This is a genomic window from Rhodococcus sp. BE178 (genome assembly GCF_050433545.1).
GTDB lineage: Bacteria > Actinomycetota > Actinomycetes > Mycobacteriales > Mycobacteriaceae > Prescottella.
Genome location: NZ_JBNPXA010000015.1, coordinates 89,565 through 104,006, shown reverse-complemented (window position 1 = coordinate 104,006; position 14,442 = coordinate 89,565). Strand labels below are relative to the sequence as shown.

Genomic DNA, 14,442 nt, shown 5'->3' with positions numbered 1-14,442 from the left:
CCCCGCCCGGCCTTCCGTAACGTCTGCACCATGACGAAGGGTGTACCGGGCCGGAAGGTGCGAGGGGCGGCCACGGCAGCCATCTGTTCGATCGCTGTGGTGGCGGCCGCCGGATGCGCGCGGTTCGACGACTCCACATCGTCGCCGTTCACCCCCGAGCCGACGTTCGGTTCCGGTGCGGAGGTGCAGCCTCGCGAACCGTCCGCACCCTCGTCGGTGCTGCCCGAGCCGTCGACGCCGAACGACCCCTGCTTCGACCGCGACCCCAATGTCATTGCCACGTGCCTGGATGCGACCGGCGGGCTGGTGATGCTGCCCGACGGCGGCTCCGCGTTGGTGGCGGAGCGTCGCACCGGGCGCATCGTGCGGGTGGCGCCGGGTGAGAAGCCGACCGAGTTCGCCAGGATCCCCGTCGATTCCGGATCCGACGGCGGCCTGCTCGACATCGCGCTGTCCCCCACGTACACCGAGGACAACCTCCTCTACGCCTACATCACGACGGGCAGTGACAACCGGGTGGTCCGCATCGCGCCCGGGGACACGCCCAAGGACGTCCTCACCGGAATTCCGCGCGGCGACGTCGGAAACGCCGGCGCACTGACGTTCTCGACGCCCGGCGAATTGATGGTCCTGACGGGCGACACCGGCAATCCCGCGGCCGCGGCCGATCCCGCGTCGCTCGCCGGGAAGCTGCTCGGTGTGACCGCGCTGTCCTCGACCCCGAATCCGCCACGGCCCGCCGTCGTACTGTCCGGGCTGGGTCGGGCGGGCGACGTGTGCGCGGATCCCGGTGGTGGCGTGTGGGTCACGGACCGTACGGCACTCGAGGATCGGATCCAGCGCGTCCGACCGGACGGAACCGTCGGGGCGCCCGCGTGGACGTGGCCGGACAAGCCCGGGGTCGCCGGATGCGCCGCCGCACGGGGCGCGGTCGCGGTCGCCCTGACCGACGCGCAGGCGATGGCGGTCCTGGCTACCGAGCACGACACCGGTGCCGTCACCTCGGCGCCGGCCCTGCTGGCGCAGAAGCTCTACGGCCGTCTCGGTGGGACGGTGATCAGCGGTGCCGGCGAGATCTGGGCGGCCACGGTGAACAAGTCCGGCGGGGAGCCCGGTCCCACCGACGATCGTGTCGTGAAGCTTCCGCTGCCGAGCGGTGGCGGCGGGACCGACTGACGCTCAGGCGCTCGCGGGTCTGGCCGTCTGCGGGTCTCGCCGATCTCCGTGCTCGCCCCGGTCGCCGCGTGCCAGCGCGCTCGCGAGCATCGGCAGCACCAGCACCGTGATGGCTCCGGCCGCGACGAGGATCGACGCCGTCGCATTGGACATCTCGCCCGCCGACACCGCGACGCCGGTGACCGCGACGATGAGCGGAAGACCCGTGGTCGAGTACAGCGCGATCTGGAGTTGCTCGCGGGTGTCGAAATTCGCGCCGGCCGGTCCCCGGTCGTAGCGCGACGCGACGAACACCGGGAGACCGCGGGCCACCAGCAGCAGGCCGAGGAAGGCGAGCAGGACCACCGGCTCGCCCGCCACCGCGGACACGTCGATCGCCATCCCGGACGTGACGAAGAAGATCGGGATCAGGAGCCCGAACGCCAGGCCCTCGAGTTTCGCCTCGAGCTGCTCGTTGCCGTCGGGCACCGCGCGTCGCAGGATGAATCCGGCCGCGAAGGCGCCGAGGATGACGTCGAGGTCGAACACCGCCGCGACGGCGATCAGCGCCACCAGCAGGAGCATCACCAGGCGAACCGTCGTCTGGGCCGTGGTGTCCGCGCCGCGGCGGATCACCGCGAGCAGGTCCGAGCCCTCGCGCAGGATCCTGGTCGGCAGCATCGCGACGACGACCGCCACCACCGCGAACGCCGCGAGCACGACGAGGGACATGATCGCGCCGCGGGCGCCGAGCAGCACGGCCATCGCGATCACCGGGCCGATCTCGCCGACAGCGCCGTGGTTGAGCACCGCCTTGCCGATCGGCGTCTCGACGAGCCCGCGATCCTTGAGGATCGGCAGCAGCGTGCCGAGTGCCGTCGACGTCAGCGCGATCGCCACGGCGATCTCCGAGTGCACCAGACCCGCCGCCCCCAACGCGGCGACGATCCCGAACGCGACGGCCAGGCACACCAGCCACGTGACGAGGGCGCGCCGACCGCCGCGGCCGGTCAGCTCCTCACGGTCCACCTCGTATCCGGCGAGGAGGAACAGCATGCCCAGTCCGAGTTCCCGCAGCATCTCGATCTCGCTGCCGGCGTCGGCAAGTTCGAGCACGTAGGGACCGATCACGATCCCGGCCACGAGCAGCAGCACGACCTCGGGCACGAGCTTGCGGGGCAGTGATCCGGCGACCAACGGCGCGACCACGGCCGCGACGGCGATCCAGAACAGTGAGGTGGCGACGGCGGCGTCCATGCGCCGCTACATTACTGCCCGATCAGCTGCACGCCGCGATGACGAGCTCCTTGACACGCGCCGGGTCGGCCTGCCCGCGAGTTGCCTTCATCACGTCGCCGACAATCTTGCCGGCCGCCGCGACCTTGCCGCTGCGGATCTTGTCGGCGATGTCGGGGTTCGCGGCCAGGGCCTCGTCGACCGCGGCCTGCAGCTTGCTGTCGTCACGCACGACCACGAGCTCCGGGTGCGCGGCGAGGATCTGTGCGGGATCGCCCTCACCGTCGAGCACGTAGTCGACGACCTTGCGGGCGAGCTTGTTGGTGAGCTTGCCCTCGGCGACGAACCCGATGACCTCGGCGACCTGCGCGGGCGTGATGGGCAGCGCGGTGAGCTCGACGCTCCGGGTGTTCGCCTGCTGGCTCAGGTAGGCGACCCACCACGAGCGGGCCTCGGACGCGGGCGCGCCGGACTCGGTCGTCGCGATCACCAGGTCGAGGGCGCCGGCGTTGACGAGGTCGCGCATCTCCTCGTCCGAGACACCCCACTCCTGCTGGATGCGCGCGCGGCGCAGCCACGGCAGCTCGGGCAGCGTGCCGCGGAGTTCCTCGACCCAATCGGCGTCAGGCGCGACGGGCTCGAGGTCGGGCTCGGGGAAGTAGCGGTAGTCCTCGGCGGTCTCCTTGCGGCGACCGGCGGACGTGGTGCCGTCGGCCTCCTGGAAGTGCCGGGTCTCCTGGATGATCTCGCCACCGGAGACGAGGACGGCGGCCTGACGGCGCATCTCGTAGCGGACGGCGACCTCGACGCTCTTGAGCGAGTTGACGTTCTTGGTCTCGGTGCGGGTGCCGAACACCTCCGCGCCGATCGGCATCAGCGAGACGTTCGCGTCGCAGCGCAGCGAGCCCTGGTCCATGCGGACGTCGGAGACGTCGAGGGCCTTGAGCAGATCACGCAGGGCGGCGACGTACGCGCGGGCCACCTCGGGCGCGCGCTCACCTGCACCGGTGATGGGCTTGGTCACGATCTCCACGAGCGGGACGCCGGCGCGGTTGTAGTCCAGCAGCGAGTGGCTCGCACCGTGGATTCGGCCGGTGGCGCCACCGACGTGCAGCGACTTACCGGTGTCCTCCTCCATGTGCGCGCGCTCGATGTCGACACGCCACGTGCTGCCGTCGTCGAGCACCACGTCGAGGTAGCCCTCGGTCGCGATGGGCTCGTCGTACTGCGAGATCTGGTAGTTCTTCGGCTGGTCCGGGTAGAAGTAGTTCTTCCGCGCGAACCGGCCCCACGGGGTGATCGAGCAGTTCAGCGCCAGGCCGATACGGATCGCGGACTCGACGGCGGCCTGATTGACCACCGGCAACGCTCCGGGCATGCCGAGGCACACGGGGCACACCTGGGTGTTGGGCTCGGCACCGAACTCGGTGGGGCACGGGCAGAACATCTTGGTCTTGGTGTGCAGCTCGACGTGCACTTCCATGCCCAATACGGGCTCGAACTTCGCGAGGACGGCGTCATAGTCGAGAAGGTCAGCGGACACGGCGGCAGTCATGGCCATGAGTTTATGCGCCCCGTCACCCGAAGAACGCGGCCGCCTCCCGGTAGCGCTCGACGGGCACGGTCTTGAGCTGTTTGGTCGCCTCCGACAGCGGCACCAACTCGATGTTCGTGCCGTGCAGCGCCACCATCTGACCGAACTGGTTGCTGTGCGCGGCGTCGGTCGCGTGGACGCCGAATCGGGTCGCGAGGACCCGGTCGTACGGGGTCGGCGTCCCGCCGCGCTGCACGTGCCCGAGCACCGTCGTGCGCACCTCCTTGCCGATGCGGTGTTCGATCTCGACGGCCAACTGCTGCGCGACACCGGTGAAGATCTTGTGTCCGAACTCGTCGATGCCGCCCTCGCGGAGCGTCATCGACGCCGGGTCGGGCGAGGCCCCCTCCGCGACCACGCAGATGAAGTGCGAGTCGCCGCGCTGGAAGCGCTTCTTGACCAGCGCGCACACCTCGTCGACGTCGAACGGCTCCTCGGGCACCAGCGTCAGATGCGCGCCCGACGCCATGCCGGACTGCAACGCGATCCAGCCCGCGTGCCGGCCCATCACCTCGACGAGCATCACCCGCTGGTGTGATTCGGCGGTGGTGTGCAGCCGGTCGATCGCGTCGGTGGCGATGGTCAAGGCGGTGTCGAAGCCGAACGTGACGTCGGTGCAGTCGATGTCGTTGTCGATCGTCTTGGGCACCCCGACGACGGGGACACCGCTGTCGGCGAGCCAGCTCGCGGCGGTGAGCGTGCCCTCGCCGCCGATCGGGATCAGCACGTCGATGCCGTTGTCGTCGAGGGTCTGTTTGATCCGGTCGAGGCCGTCGTGCAGTTTCTGCGGGTTCACCCGCGCGGTGCCGAGGATGGTGCCGCCGCGCGCGAGGATCCGGTCAATGCGGTCCTCGTTGCGCATCTGCATCTTGCGGTCCTCGAGCAGACCCCGCCAGCCGTCCTGGAACCCGACGACGGTACTGCCGTAGCGCGCGTCCGCAGTGCGCACGACAGCGCGGATGACGGCGTTCAATCCGGGGCAGTCGCCGCCCCCGGTCAGGATTCCGATGCGCATCACGGCCCCTCTCGGCCATCGCGGAGCAGAGCGGTCCCTTCTCATCTTGCCGCGCCCGCGCCGATCAGGCACGCCGAGTCGATCAACCGGGCGTGACCAGTCCCGTTTCGTAGGCGAGGACGACGGCCTGCGCACGATCCCGCAGCGACAGCTTCGCCAGCACCTTCCCGACGTGCGTCTTGACGGTCTGCTCCGCAACGAACAGGCGTTCGGCGATCTCGGTGTTCGACAGCCCGGCCGCGATGAGTTCGAGGACCTCACGCTCGCGCGGCGTGAGCGACTCCAACCGAGTGTTCCGCGGGCGCGGCGCCGAACGCCGACGGGTGACGTCCGCGATGAGACGACGCGTGACGCTCGGCGCGAGCAGCGCCTCACCGGCCGCGACCACCCGCACCGCCCGGATCAGCTCCTCGGCCGGCGCATCCTTGAGCATGAACCCGCTCGCCCCCAGCCCGAGGGCCTCATAGACGTACTCGTCGATGTCGAACGTTGTGAGCATCAACACCCGAACCGGATGTTCCGTTGTGGCGGAAAGGATTTCACGTGCCGCGTCGAGACCGTTCATCTCCGGCATCCGCACGTCCATCAGCACCACATCGGGGCGCAGGCGCTTGACCTCGCTGACGGCGACCCGCCCGTCCGGCGCGTCACCGATGACACTGATGTCCGGCTGTGCACCGAGCAGCGCGCCGAAACCCTGCCTCACCATCGCCTGGTCGTCCGCAATGAATACCGTGATCGCCACCGTGACAGACTAGGCGGCCGGCCCGGCCGGGGTGCCGGCCACAACCGGGACACTCCCCGGAATATGGGCCCGGACCTCGAATCCCCCGCCGTCGAGTGCGCGGGTGTCGAGTGTGCCGCCGACGGCGCGGGCACGATCCCGCATGCCGGCGATCCCGCTGCCACCCGACGACTCGGGACGCGGTTCGGCTCCCACCGCGGGACCGTTCGTCACGACGAGCGACGTAACGGCGGGCGAGAAGTCGACGACGACCTCCACGTGCGCGCCCGGACAGTGCCGGCTGGCATTGGCCAGCGACTCCTGCAGGATCCGGTACACCGTCAGCCCCGTCGTCTCGGAGATCGCGGACGGCTCCCCGGAGATGCTGCGCGACAGCGACATACCGGCACGGACGCTGCCGTCGAGCAGTTCCTCGATCTGCGCGACGCCGGGCTGCGGGGCCCGCTCGGTGGTGTCCCCGTCGCTGCGCAGCACGCCGAGCAGGCCTCGGATCTCGTTGAGCGCCTCCCGCGCGGTGGCACCGATGGATTCGAACTCCGCCCTCGCCTCGTCGGACACCGAGTCCAGCCGATACGGCGCGCTCTGCGCCTGCACCACGACCATCGACATGTGGTGGGCGACGACGTCGTGCAGGTCACGGGCGATCCGCGCCTTCTCCTCGAGGATCGCGCGGCGGGCTCGTTCGAGTTCGCTGGTCTGCTCCTGGGCGGCGAGCTGGCGCCGCGAGATCACCAGCCAGCGGATCAGCAGCCCGAACAGCACGAGGACCGTGAGACCCACCGCCCAGCCGCGCCCGTCCTGGCCCGGCGTGTCGGCGAGGAAGAGCAGCGTCGTCGCGCCCCACGCGACCGCGACCACCGGGATCGGCGACCGCAGGCTCACCGCCAGCAGCAGCGCCATCAGCACCATCACGTGGACCACCTGCCACGGGAAGTCGTAGTCGTCGGCGCGCTGGTACACCACCGGGATCACCAGCGCGCCCGCCGCCGAGATGGCCCATCCCAGCGCCGGATTAGCCCGGATCAGCAGGAGCGGCAGCGCGGCGAGCCCTCCGATCAGCGGCTGCACGCCGGCGGGCACATGGTGCGTCACGTGGAGCGTGGGCCACGCGATCGCGTACAGCACCGCGGTCACGAACAGCACCACCAGGTCCAATCGCTGCCCCGTGCTCATCCGCTTCAGGCGCGGGGCCGCGGCCGAGACCGCGCCCTGTGCCGCACGGTCGAGTGCACGATTTCGTTTCCTCACACCCGGAAACACTAGGAACCGGGACTCGAAATGTCCTCATACCCAGGGGTGAGATGCGACTGGCTCCGGGGTATCAGGCGCCGGCCGCGATCACTCCCGCGACGTGCCACGGTTCGGCACCGCGGGGTGATGTCGCAGGGTAGCGCCCATTTCTAGCGTCGTTTGTCATGCGAACTACGAGATGGATCGGATCCGTCCTCGCCGTGACGATCGGCGGGATGACGCTCACCGGGACGGTGTCGGCCCCCACCGCCGACGCGCACTCCCCGGCACGGGAGAACCGAGCGGCCGCGGCCGCCGTGACGTTGCTGACCGCCGACGACCACGCCCTCGCCGCGTCCGCGATTCCCGACGACTTCGCCGCCGTCATGGGATATCGGCCGACGGTGATCGACGGCACGGTCGTCAATCCGCTCGGCGCGTGCTCGTCGCCGATACCGCTGCCTGCCGAGTTCGACACGGCCTGCAAGGCACACGATCTGGGGTACGACCTGCTGCGTTACGCACACCGCGGCGGCGGCGACCTCGGGGCCTGGGCGCGCACCGAACTGGACGCGCAACTCGACCGACGGATGCACGCGGCGTGCGACGCCCGGGCTGCAGACCGGACGTCCTGCTTCGCGATGGCGAACACCGCGACGGCCGCCGTGGGGATGAACTCGATGCGTCAGGGGTTCGGCGCACCGGTCGACGAACCGTGGATCCGGTACGGCCTGGGTGGGCTGCTCGGCACCCTCGGAGCGCTGCTCGTGACCCTGACTCTGCGGAGGATCAGGCCGATGCTCGGCCTTGTCGCTCCCAGCCCGGCGGTGGCGGCATGAGCGCGATCCCCGGCGCGCATGCCGGGAGCGCCCGATTCGCGGTCACCGTTGCGTTGCCGCGGGTGAGCACGTCGGTGGCCATCGCCACCGGAGCCGTCGCCTCGCTGGCGCCGTCGCTACTCCCCCGAACCCCTGTCGCGCAGGGCGTGTTCACCGGAATTCTGGTGGCGCTGTGCTGGGGCGTGGCCGCACTGCTCCGACGGCTGCGACCGGCCCGCGGCAGCCACACGCACGACGCCGCCCGGGCCGGCGCAGCCGTGCCGGCAGGCCTGATCCTCGCGTGGTCGGTGGCGTCGGCGGACCACTGGCAGAACGCGCTCCGCTCGGCGATGAGCCTGCCCGCGATCGGTCCGGGACACTGGGCGCAGGTCGCGTTCTGGGCGGTCGCGGTGTGTCTCGTACTGTTCGGCCTCACCCGGGGATGCGTCACGCTCGCGCGACGCCTGGGATGGGTGCGCTGCGTCGGCCTGCTGGTGGCGATCGTCCCCCTCGCGGGCCTGATCGCGGTACCGCGGGCGGCTTCGGCTGCAGCGCAGCATTTTCGGACCACCAGCTCGGTCATCGACACCAGTCTCGTTGCAAACGAACAAAACTCGATCGTTCCATGGAAGACGCTCGGCGCGGAGGGCCGGCGGTTCGTGGCCGGCGTATCCGATCCGCGGGCCGTCCGCACGTATGTCGGGCTCGACTCGGCGCCCGACGTCGCCGCCCGGGCCGCGCTCGCGGTGGACGAGCTCGACCGCACGGGCGCGTTCTCCCGATCGCACGTCGTGGTCGCCGTCCCGACGGGTTCGGGATGGATCGACGGCGAGGCCGCCCGCGGTATCGAGCGCAGGTTCGCCGGCGACGTCGCGACCGTCGGCATGCAGTACTCGTACGCGCCCAGCTGGGCGACGTTCCTGTTCGGCCGGGCCGACGCGGAGGAATCTGCGCGGACACTGTTCGCGGCGGTGTCGGCACGGATCGCCGAACTGCCCGCCGATGCCCGGCCCGCGCTGCACGTGTACGGCCAGAGCCTCGGGTCGGTGGGCGGCAGCGCGATCTTCGACGACGCCGACGACCAGCGGGCGCGCGCGTGCAGCGTTCTGTGGGCCGGCCCCCCGGCCGGGGCGGTGCGCACCGACGGTGCGACGGTGCTCGCGAACAGTTCCGATCCGGTGGTGTGGTGGTCACCGTCGCTGCTGACCCGGGCACCCGACCTCGGCGACGTCCGCGTCGACGCACCTGTGCCGCAATGGATTCCCGGTATCAGCTTCCTGCAGACCGGCGTGGACATGCTGTTCGCGCTCGACGCTCCCACCGGGCACGGGCACCGGTACGGCGCCGATCAGGGACTACAGATGCCGGACTGCGCCTGATCCGAAGACGCCCACGACCGGCGGTGTGCGCTTACCGTGGACACATGACCCCACAGAAGGAGACGGACGCGGCCCGCGAGATCCTGCGGGACAACTTCGAGCGCATCCGGGAACTCGCGGTCGAGGTGTGCGCCGGCCTGACACCCGAGATGTCCGACTACCGGCCGGGGCCGAACGCCAACTCGATCGCGTGGCTGATCTGGCACCTGACCCGGGTCCAGGACGATCACGTGAGCGACATCGCCGACGTGGAGCAGGCCTGGACGTCCCGGGGTTGGCGGGAGCGGTTCGCCCTGCCGTTCCCGGCCGGCGACGTCGGCTACGGGCACAGCAGCGCCGACGTCGGCATCGTGCACGCGGACGCCCGATTGCTCGCCGACTATCACGGCGACGTGCACCTGGCGACGCTCGAGTACATCGACGAACTCACCGCCGACGAGCTGGACCGGATCGTCGATCGCCGCTGGGATCCGCCCGTGACCGTCTCGGTGCGCCTCGTCAGTGTGATCGGCGACTGCCTGCAGCATCTGGGGCAGGCCGCGTACGTGCGGGGGTTGTTCGAGGCGCGGTGATCCGGAAGTCGCGGCGGTCGGGGCGTCGGGTCCGGCGCCGGTAGGCCGTGACCGTGCCCGGCCAGTTGGTGGTGATCTTGCCCGACGCGGTGCGATACCAGCTGCTGCACAAGCTCCACACCGAGTCGGCGAGCTTGCGTTGGATGCGGTCGTCGAATCGGCGCTCGACACCGGCGTCCACCTCGACCGCACACCCCGGCTGCTCGACGAGCCACTCGACGAGTCCGGCGATGTGCCGGGCCTGGGACTCGAGCATGTACACGATCGATCCCGAGCCGAGGTTCGTGTTGGGACCGTACATCAGGAACAGGTTGGGGAACCCGGCCGTCGTGACGCCGAGATACGCGTGGGCGCCGTCGGACCAGGCGTCGTCCAGACTCCGTCCGGCGCGTCCGCGAATCTTCATAGGCGCGAGGAATTCCGTTGCGGCGAAACCGGTCCCGTAGATGATCACGTCGGCCGGGTGCAGGGTTCCGTCGACCGTCCGCACACCGTCGGGTTCGATGCGGTCGATGGCGCCGACGACGACGTCGACGCTGCCGCGCGTCAGTGCCGGGTAGTACTCGTCCGACAACAGCATCCGCTTGCAGCCGGGCTCGTAGTCCGGCGTCAGTGCCGCCCGTAGCGCCGGATCGGTGACCTGCTTGCGCAGGTGCCTGCGCGCCAGTGCGCCCGCGATGCCGCCGCGCCACCTGGTGTCGAGCAGGCCGACGGTGAGCAACTCGAATATCCCCCAGGTGACGAGGCGTTCGCCCCGCAACGTCGCCGGCACCGACCGGAAGATCCGGTGATGCCGGTCCCCGTACACACGATCGGGTTTCGGGAGGATCCACGGCGCCGATCGCTGGAACAGCGTCAGCCGGCCCACGTCGGCGGCGATCGCCGGCACGAACTGGACCGCGCTGGCACCGGTGCCGATCACCGCGACGCGTCGGCCCGCCAGATCGACGTCGTGGTTCCACTCGGCCGAGTGGAAGGCGGGCCCGGCGAACGTCTCGCGTCCCGGAATGTCGGGCAGCGCCGGGCGCGACAACTGGCCGACCGCGGTGACGAGGACGTCGGACTCGACGATCTCACCATCGGCGGTCCGCACCGACCACCGGTTGACGTGCTCGTCGAACTCGGCCTCGATGACCGTGACCCCGAACCGGATCAGCGGCCGCAACTGATGCCGCTCGGCGATGTCGCGCAGGTACGCCAGGATGTCGGGCTGCTCCGAGAACCGCCGCGACCATTCGGGATTGGGCTCCGACGAGATCGAATACAGCGGCGACGGCACGTCGCACGCCGCGCCGGGATACGTGTTGACGCGCCACACACCGCCGACGTCGTCGCCCTTCTCCAGGATCGTGATGTCCGTGAGCCCGGCACGACGCAACTCGAGCGCCATTGCGATTCCGCCGAATCCGGCGCCGATGATCGTGATCGACGGCTTTCCCACTTCGATCCTCCTGGCATCCCGCACACATCCTGCTGCCCCGGAGCCTAGTCCCCCACGACAGCGAACAGCCCGGATCCGAATGTCCGGATCCGGGCTGTTGCCGAACGCGTTCGGTGACGCGCCGGGCGTCAGCTCACGGGCGACGCGATCGGCCCGCGGGCGGCCTCGTAGGCCGCGCCGACGCGGTACAGGCGCTCGTCGGCCAGAGCCGGGGCCATGATCTGCAGACCGACGGGCAGGCCGTCATCCGCGGACACACCCGACGGAACCGACATCGCGCAGTGGCCCGCCAGGTTGGTCGGCAGGGTGCACAGGTCGGACAGGTACATCGCGAGCGGGTCGTCGACCTTCTCGCCCAGCTTCCACGGCGTGAACGGGCTGGTCGGCGAGACCAGCACGTCGACCTTCTCGTACGCGGCGTCGAAGTCACGCGCGATCAGCGTGCGGACCTTGAGCGCCGAACCGTAGTAGGCGTCGTAGTAGCCCGACGACAGCGCGTAGGTGCCGATCATGATGCGGCGCTTGACTTCCTTGCCGAAGCCGGCAGCGCGGGTCGCGGCCATGACCTGCTCGGCGCTCATGTCGCCGTCGTCGACCCGCAGGCCGTACCGCATGGCGTCGAAGCGCGCGAGGTTGGACGACACCTCGCTGGGCAGCACCAGGTAGTACGAGGCCAGCGCGTACTCGAAGTTGGGGCACGAGACCTCGACGACCTCGGCACCGAGGGCCGTCAACTGCTCGACCGCGGCGTCGAACGACGAGATGACGCCCGGCTGGTAGCTGTCGGAGTGCAGTTCCTTGACGACGCCGACGCGCACGCCCTTCAGGTCGCCGGTCGCGCCCTGGCGGGCCGCCTCGACGACGGGGCGGACGGGCTCGTTCAGCGACGTGGAGTCACGCGGGTCGTACCCGGCGATCACCTCGTGCAGCAGCGCGGTGTCGAGGACGGTGCGGCCGCACGGGCCACCCTGGTCGAGCGACGACGCGCAGGCGACGAGACCGAAGCGCGAGACGGTGCCGTACGTGGGCTTGGTGCCGACGGTCGCGGTGACCGCGGCGGGCTGCCGGATGGAGCCGCCGGTGTCGGTGCCGATCGCGAGCGGGGCCTGGTACGACGCGAGCGCCGCGGCCGAGCCGCCGCCCGAGCCACCCGGGATCCGCGTGGTGTCCCACGGGTTGCGGGTGGGCCCGTACGCGGAGTTCTCGGTGGACGAGCCCATCGCGAACTCGTCCATGTTGGTCTTGCCCAGGATCGGGATCCCGGCCTCGCGCAGCTTGGTGGTGAGCGTCGCGTCGTACGGCGACACCCAGCCCTCGAGGATCTTCGACGCGCACGTGGTCGGCATGTCGGTGGTGGTGAAGACGTCCTTGAGCGCGATCGGCACGCCCGCGAGCGCCGACGACGGCGCCTCACCGGCAGCGAGAGCGGAGTCGACCTCCTTGGCCGCGACCAGCGCCTGCTCGCCCGCAATGTGCAGGAACGCGTGCAGTTCGCCGTCCACCTGACCGATCCGGTCGAGGTGTGCCTGCGTGGCCTCCACCGACGAGATCTCGCGCGAGTGGATCTTCGACGCCAGCTCCGAGGCGTCGAGACGAGTCAGATCGGTGCTCATTCGCCCTCTCCCAGGATCTGCGGAACGGCGAACCGATCCTGTTCGACGGCCGGCGCACCCGACAGCGCCTGCTCGGGCGTCAGCCCCGGCACGATGACGTCCGGCCGCGTCACGTTCGCGATCGGATTGGGGTTCGCGGTGGGCGGGACATCATCTGCCGCGACCTCGGACACCGCCTTCACGTGGCTGAGAATCGAATCCAGCTGACCGGCGAACTCGTCGAGTTCTGCGTCGGTCAGGGCAAGCCGGGACAGCCGGGCGAGGTGGGCGACCTCGTCACGGGAGATGGCAGGCACCTTCGGTGACCCCTTTCAGGTCGAAGTGAACGTTCCCGACCAGCCTAGAGCGTGGCCGGATCGGTCGTGCAGCCCGTCACCCCAGCGGACGCGAGCCCGGGGTGAAAGGATAGGGAACGGCGGGGGTGCGCACTGTGTCCCGTCTTCGGCGTCGGACCCGGCACCGAACGAACGGAAAGGCAGCACGTGTCCTACCTGCTCCGCGTCCAACTCCCCGACCGACCCGGCAGCCTCGGCGCACTCGCCGTCGCACTCGGCTCGGTGGGAGCGGACATCCTCTCACTCGACGTCGTCGAGCGAGGATCCGGATTCGCCGTCGACGACCTGGTGGTCGACGTCGAGGCCGGGTCACTGCCGGACACTCTGATCACCGCGGCGGAGAAGCTCCCCGACGTCCGGGTCGACTCCATCCGCCCCTACTCCGGCATCCTCGACACCCACCGCGAGCTGGAGTTGATCGACCACGTCGCCACCGCGCACTCCGACCGCCTGCAGGTCCTCGTCGACGGGGCGCCGCGGGTGCTGCGGGTCGGCTGGTCCACCGTCATGGACATCGGCCCGCACGGCTCGTTCCGTGTCGTCGGTAGCCCGGGCGCACCCGAGACGCACGCCGGCGACGCGCCCTGGATGCCACTGAAGAAGGCCACGGTCCTCGACGGCAACGACGACTGGGTGCCGCAGGTGTGGCGCGACATGGACACCACCCTCGCGGCCGCCCCGCTCGGCAGCACCGGCCGGGCACTGCTACTCGGGCGCCCCGGCGGACCGGAGTTCCGCCCGTCGGAGGTGGCGCGACTGGGCTACCTCGCCGGCATCGTCGCCACCGTCCTGGGCTGACGTCAGACGAGTTCGCGCACCAGCGCGGTCAGCTCCATGCCGGGGATCGGCTCCCAGTTGCGCTCGGGCGCGGGAACGAAACCGTTGCGGTCGTAGATGCGTCGCGCGTCGACCATGTCGGGCTGCGTGGAGATGACGACCGCGCGGTCGCCGCGGTCGTACGCGACGTCGAGCACGTGGCGCACCAGCGCGGAGCCGACGCCCTTTCCGCGCGCCGACGCCGCGACCGCGAGCATGCGGAACTCGAGTTCACCCTTCTCGGCGACGTCCGCGAACGGCGACTCCGGCTCGGCGATGGTCACCGAGCCGACGATCTCGCCGTCGACCAGTGCCACCACGACGTCGGCCTGGTCGGCACGGGTCGCGGTGTCGCGCAGTCGCTCCGCGTACATGTCGCTGTCCGATACGAAACCACCGTCGATGTAGACGTCGGCAGTGAGCTCGCCGACAGTGTCGTAGTCGGCAGGTGTGACGGGCCGGATATCGATCATGGCGTCACTATGTCAGCCAC

14 protein-coding genes are annotated in these 14,442 nt (G+C 70.3%); 5 read left to right on the top strand and 9 right to left on the bottom strand.

Going from position 1 to position 14,442, the window contains the following annotated elements; genetic code table 11:
• The first annotated feature begins 30 nt into the window (after window positions 1-30).
• On the top strand, window positions 31-1,176 hold the full coding sequence (locus J2X34_RS22805; protein WP_429519869.1) for a PQQ-dependent sugar dehydrogenase: 1,146 nt from the start codon (window positions 31-33) through the stop codon (window positions 1,174-1,176).
• Between the two features lie 3 nt (window positions 1,177-1,179).
• On the opposite strand, the gene J2X34_RS22800 is transcribed toward J2X34_RS22805, so the two are convergent.
• From J2X34_RS22800 to J2X34_RS22780, 5 genes are all read right to left on the bottom strand, one after another.
• Window positions 1,180-2,412, bottom strand: a complete 1,233-nt coding sequence (locus J2X34_RS22800; protein WP_174911668.1) for a cation:proton antiporter — start codon at window positions 2,410-2,412, stop codon at window positions 1,180-1,182.
• A 22-nt stretch (window positions 2,413-2,434) separates the two neighbouring features.
• Complete coding sequence (gatB, locus tag J2X34_RS22795) at window positions 2,435-3,946, bottom strand: Asp-tRNA(Asn)/Glu-tRNA(Gln) amidotransferase subunit GatB (RefSeq protein ID WP_114722604.1); 1,512 nt, start codon at window positions 3,944-3,946, stop codon at window positions 2,435-2,437.
• 22 nt (window positions 3,947-3,968) lie between these two features.
• A complete protein-coding gene (locus J2X34_RS22790; RefSeq protein ID WP_114722519.1) occupies window positions 3,969-5,000 on the bottom strand; it encodes an ATP-dependent 6-phosphofructokinase in 1,032 nt (343 codons plus the stop codon).
• 82 nt (window positions 5,001-5,082) lie between these two features.
• Window positions 5,083-5,745: a response regulator gene (locus tag J2X34_RS22785; RefSeq protein WP_114722520.1), complete on the bottom strand. Its 663-nt coding sequence runs from the start codon at window positions 5,743-5,745 to the stop codon at window positions 5,083-5,085.
• A gap of 9 nt (window positions 5,746-5,754) precedes the next feature.
• Complete coding sequence (locus J2X34_RS22780; protein ID WP_114722605.1) at window positions 5,755-6,918, bottom strand: sensor histidine kinase; 1,164 nt, start codon at window positions 6,916-6,918, stop codon at window positions 5,755-5,757.
• 242 nt (window positions 6,919-7,160) lie between these two features.
• On the opposite strand from J2X34_RS22780, the gene J2X34_RS22775 reads away from it, so the two are divergent.
• The 3 genes from J2X34_RS22775 to J2X34_RS22765 are packed head-to-tail and all read left to right on the top strand — an operon-like array spanning window position 7,161 to window position 9,744.
• The gene (locus J2X34_RS22775) at window positions 7,161-7,814 is read left to right on the top strand and encodes a hypothetical protein (RefSeq protein WP_429519868.1); all 654 of its coding nucleotides are present in this window, start codon (window positions 7,161-7,163) and stop codon (window positions 7,812-7,814) included.
• Window positions 7,811-9,172: an alpha/beta-hydrolase family protein gene (locus tag J2X34_RS22770; RefSeq protein WP_429519867.1), complete on the top strand. Its 1,362-nt coding sequence runs from the start codon at window positions 7,811-7,813 to the stop codon at window positions 9,170-9,172. Before J2X34_RS22775 ends, J2X34_RS22770 begins: the two co-directional genes overlap by 4 nt.
• A 44-nt stretch (window positions 9,173-9,216) precedes the next feature.
• Window positions 9,217-9,744, top strand: coding sequence for a mycothiol transferase (locus tag J2X34_RS22765; protein ID WP_114722523.1), 528 nt, complete (start codon window positions 9,217-9,219; stop codon window positions 9,742-9,744).
• Here J2X34_RS22765 and J2X34_RS22760 read toward each other — a convergent pair.
• From J2X34_RS22760 to gatC, 3 genes are all read right to left on the bottom strand, one after another.
• On the bottom strand, window positions 9,671-11,185 hold the full coding sequence (locus tag J2X34_RS22760; RefSeq protein ID WP_114722524.1) for a flavin-containing monooxygenase: 1,515 nt from the start codon (window positions 11,183-11,185) through the stop codon (window positions 9,671-9,673). The two genes, J2X34_RS22765 and J2X34_RS22760, sit on opposite strands and share 74 nt — an antisense overlap.
• Before the next feature lie 128 nt (window positions 11,186-11,313).
• Window positions 11,314-12,798, bottom strand: a complete 1,485-nt coding sequence (gatA, locus tag J2X34_RS22755; protein WP_429519866.1) for an Asp-tRNA(Asn)/Glu-tRNA(Gln) amidotransferase subunit GatA — start codon at window positions 12,796-12,798, stop codon at window positions 11,314-11,316.
• Window positions 12,795-13,094: an Asp-tRNA(Asn)/Glu-tRNA(Gln) amidotransferase subunit GatC gene (gatC, locus tag J2X34_RS22750; protein WP_031938977.1), complete on the bottom strand. Its 300-nt coding sequence runs from the start codon at window positions 13,092-13,094 to the stop codon at window positions 12,795-12,797. Before gatC ends, gatA begins: the two co-directional genes overlap by 4 nt.
• A gap of 186 nt (window positions 13,095-13,280) precedes the next feature.
• On the opposite strand from gatC, the gene J2X34_RS22745 reads away from it, so the two are divergent.
• Window positions 13,281-13,931, top strand: coding sequence for an ACT domain-containing protein (locus J2X34_RS22745; protein ID WP_114722526.1), 651 nt, complete (start codon window positions 13,281-13,283; stop codon window positions 13,929-13,931).
• Between the two features lie 2 nt (window positions 13,932-13,933).
• Here the strand turns inward: J2X34_RS22745 and J2X34_RS22740 are convergent, their stop codons facing one another.
• Window positions 13,934-14,422, bottom strand: coding sequence for a GNAT family N-acetyltransferase (locus J2X34_RS22740; RefSeq protein WP_114722527.1), 489 nt, complete (start codon window positions 14,420-14,422; stop codon window positions 13,934-13,936).
• Window positions 14,423-14,442 lie beyond the last annotated feature (20 nt).

Excerpts from the sequence above, each read along its gene's own strand:
- J2X34_RS22805 (WP_429519869.1), top strand. The coding sequence starts at position 31 with ATGACGAAGGGTGTACCGGGCCGGAAGGTGCGAGGGGCGGCCACGGCA.
- J2X34_RS22800 (WP_174911668.1), bottom strand. The coding sequence starts at position 2,412 with ATGGACGCCGCCGTCGCCACCTCACTGTTCTGGATCGCCGTCGCGGCC.
- gatB (WP_114722604.1), bottom strand. The coding sequence starts at position 3,946 with ATGACTGCCGCCGTGTCCGCTGACCTTCTCGACTATGACGCCGTCCTC.
- J2X34_RS22790 (WP_114722519.1), bottom strand. The coding sequence starts at position 5,000 with ATGCGCATCGGAATCCTGACCGGGGGCGGCGACTGCCCCGGATTGAAC.
- J2X34_RS22780 (WP_114722605.1), bottom strand. The coding sequence starts at position 6,918 with ATGAGCACGGGGCAGCGATTGGACCTGGTGGTGCTGTTCGTGACCGCG.
- J2X34_RS22775 (WP_429519868.1), top strand. The coding sequence starts at position 7,161 with ATGCGAACTACGAGATGGATCGGATCCGTCCTCGCCGTGACGATCGGC.
- J2X34_RS22770 (WP_429519867.1), top strand. The coding sequence starts at position 7,811 with ATGAGCGCGATCCCCGGCGCGCATGCCGGGAGCGCCCGATTCGCGGTC.
- J2X34_RS22765 (WP_114722523.1), top strand. The coding sequence starts at position 9,217 with ATGACCCCACAGAAGGAGACGGACGCGGCCCGCGAGATCCTGCGGGAC.
- gatA (WP_429519866.1), bottom strand. The coding sequence starts at position 12,798 with ATGAGCACCGATCTGACTCGTCTCGACGCCTCGGAGCTGGCGTCGAAG.
- J2X34_RS22740 (WP_114722527.1), bottom strand. The coding sequence starts at position 14,422 with ATGATCGATATCCGGCCCGTCACACCTGCCGACTACGACACTGTCGGC.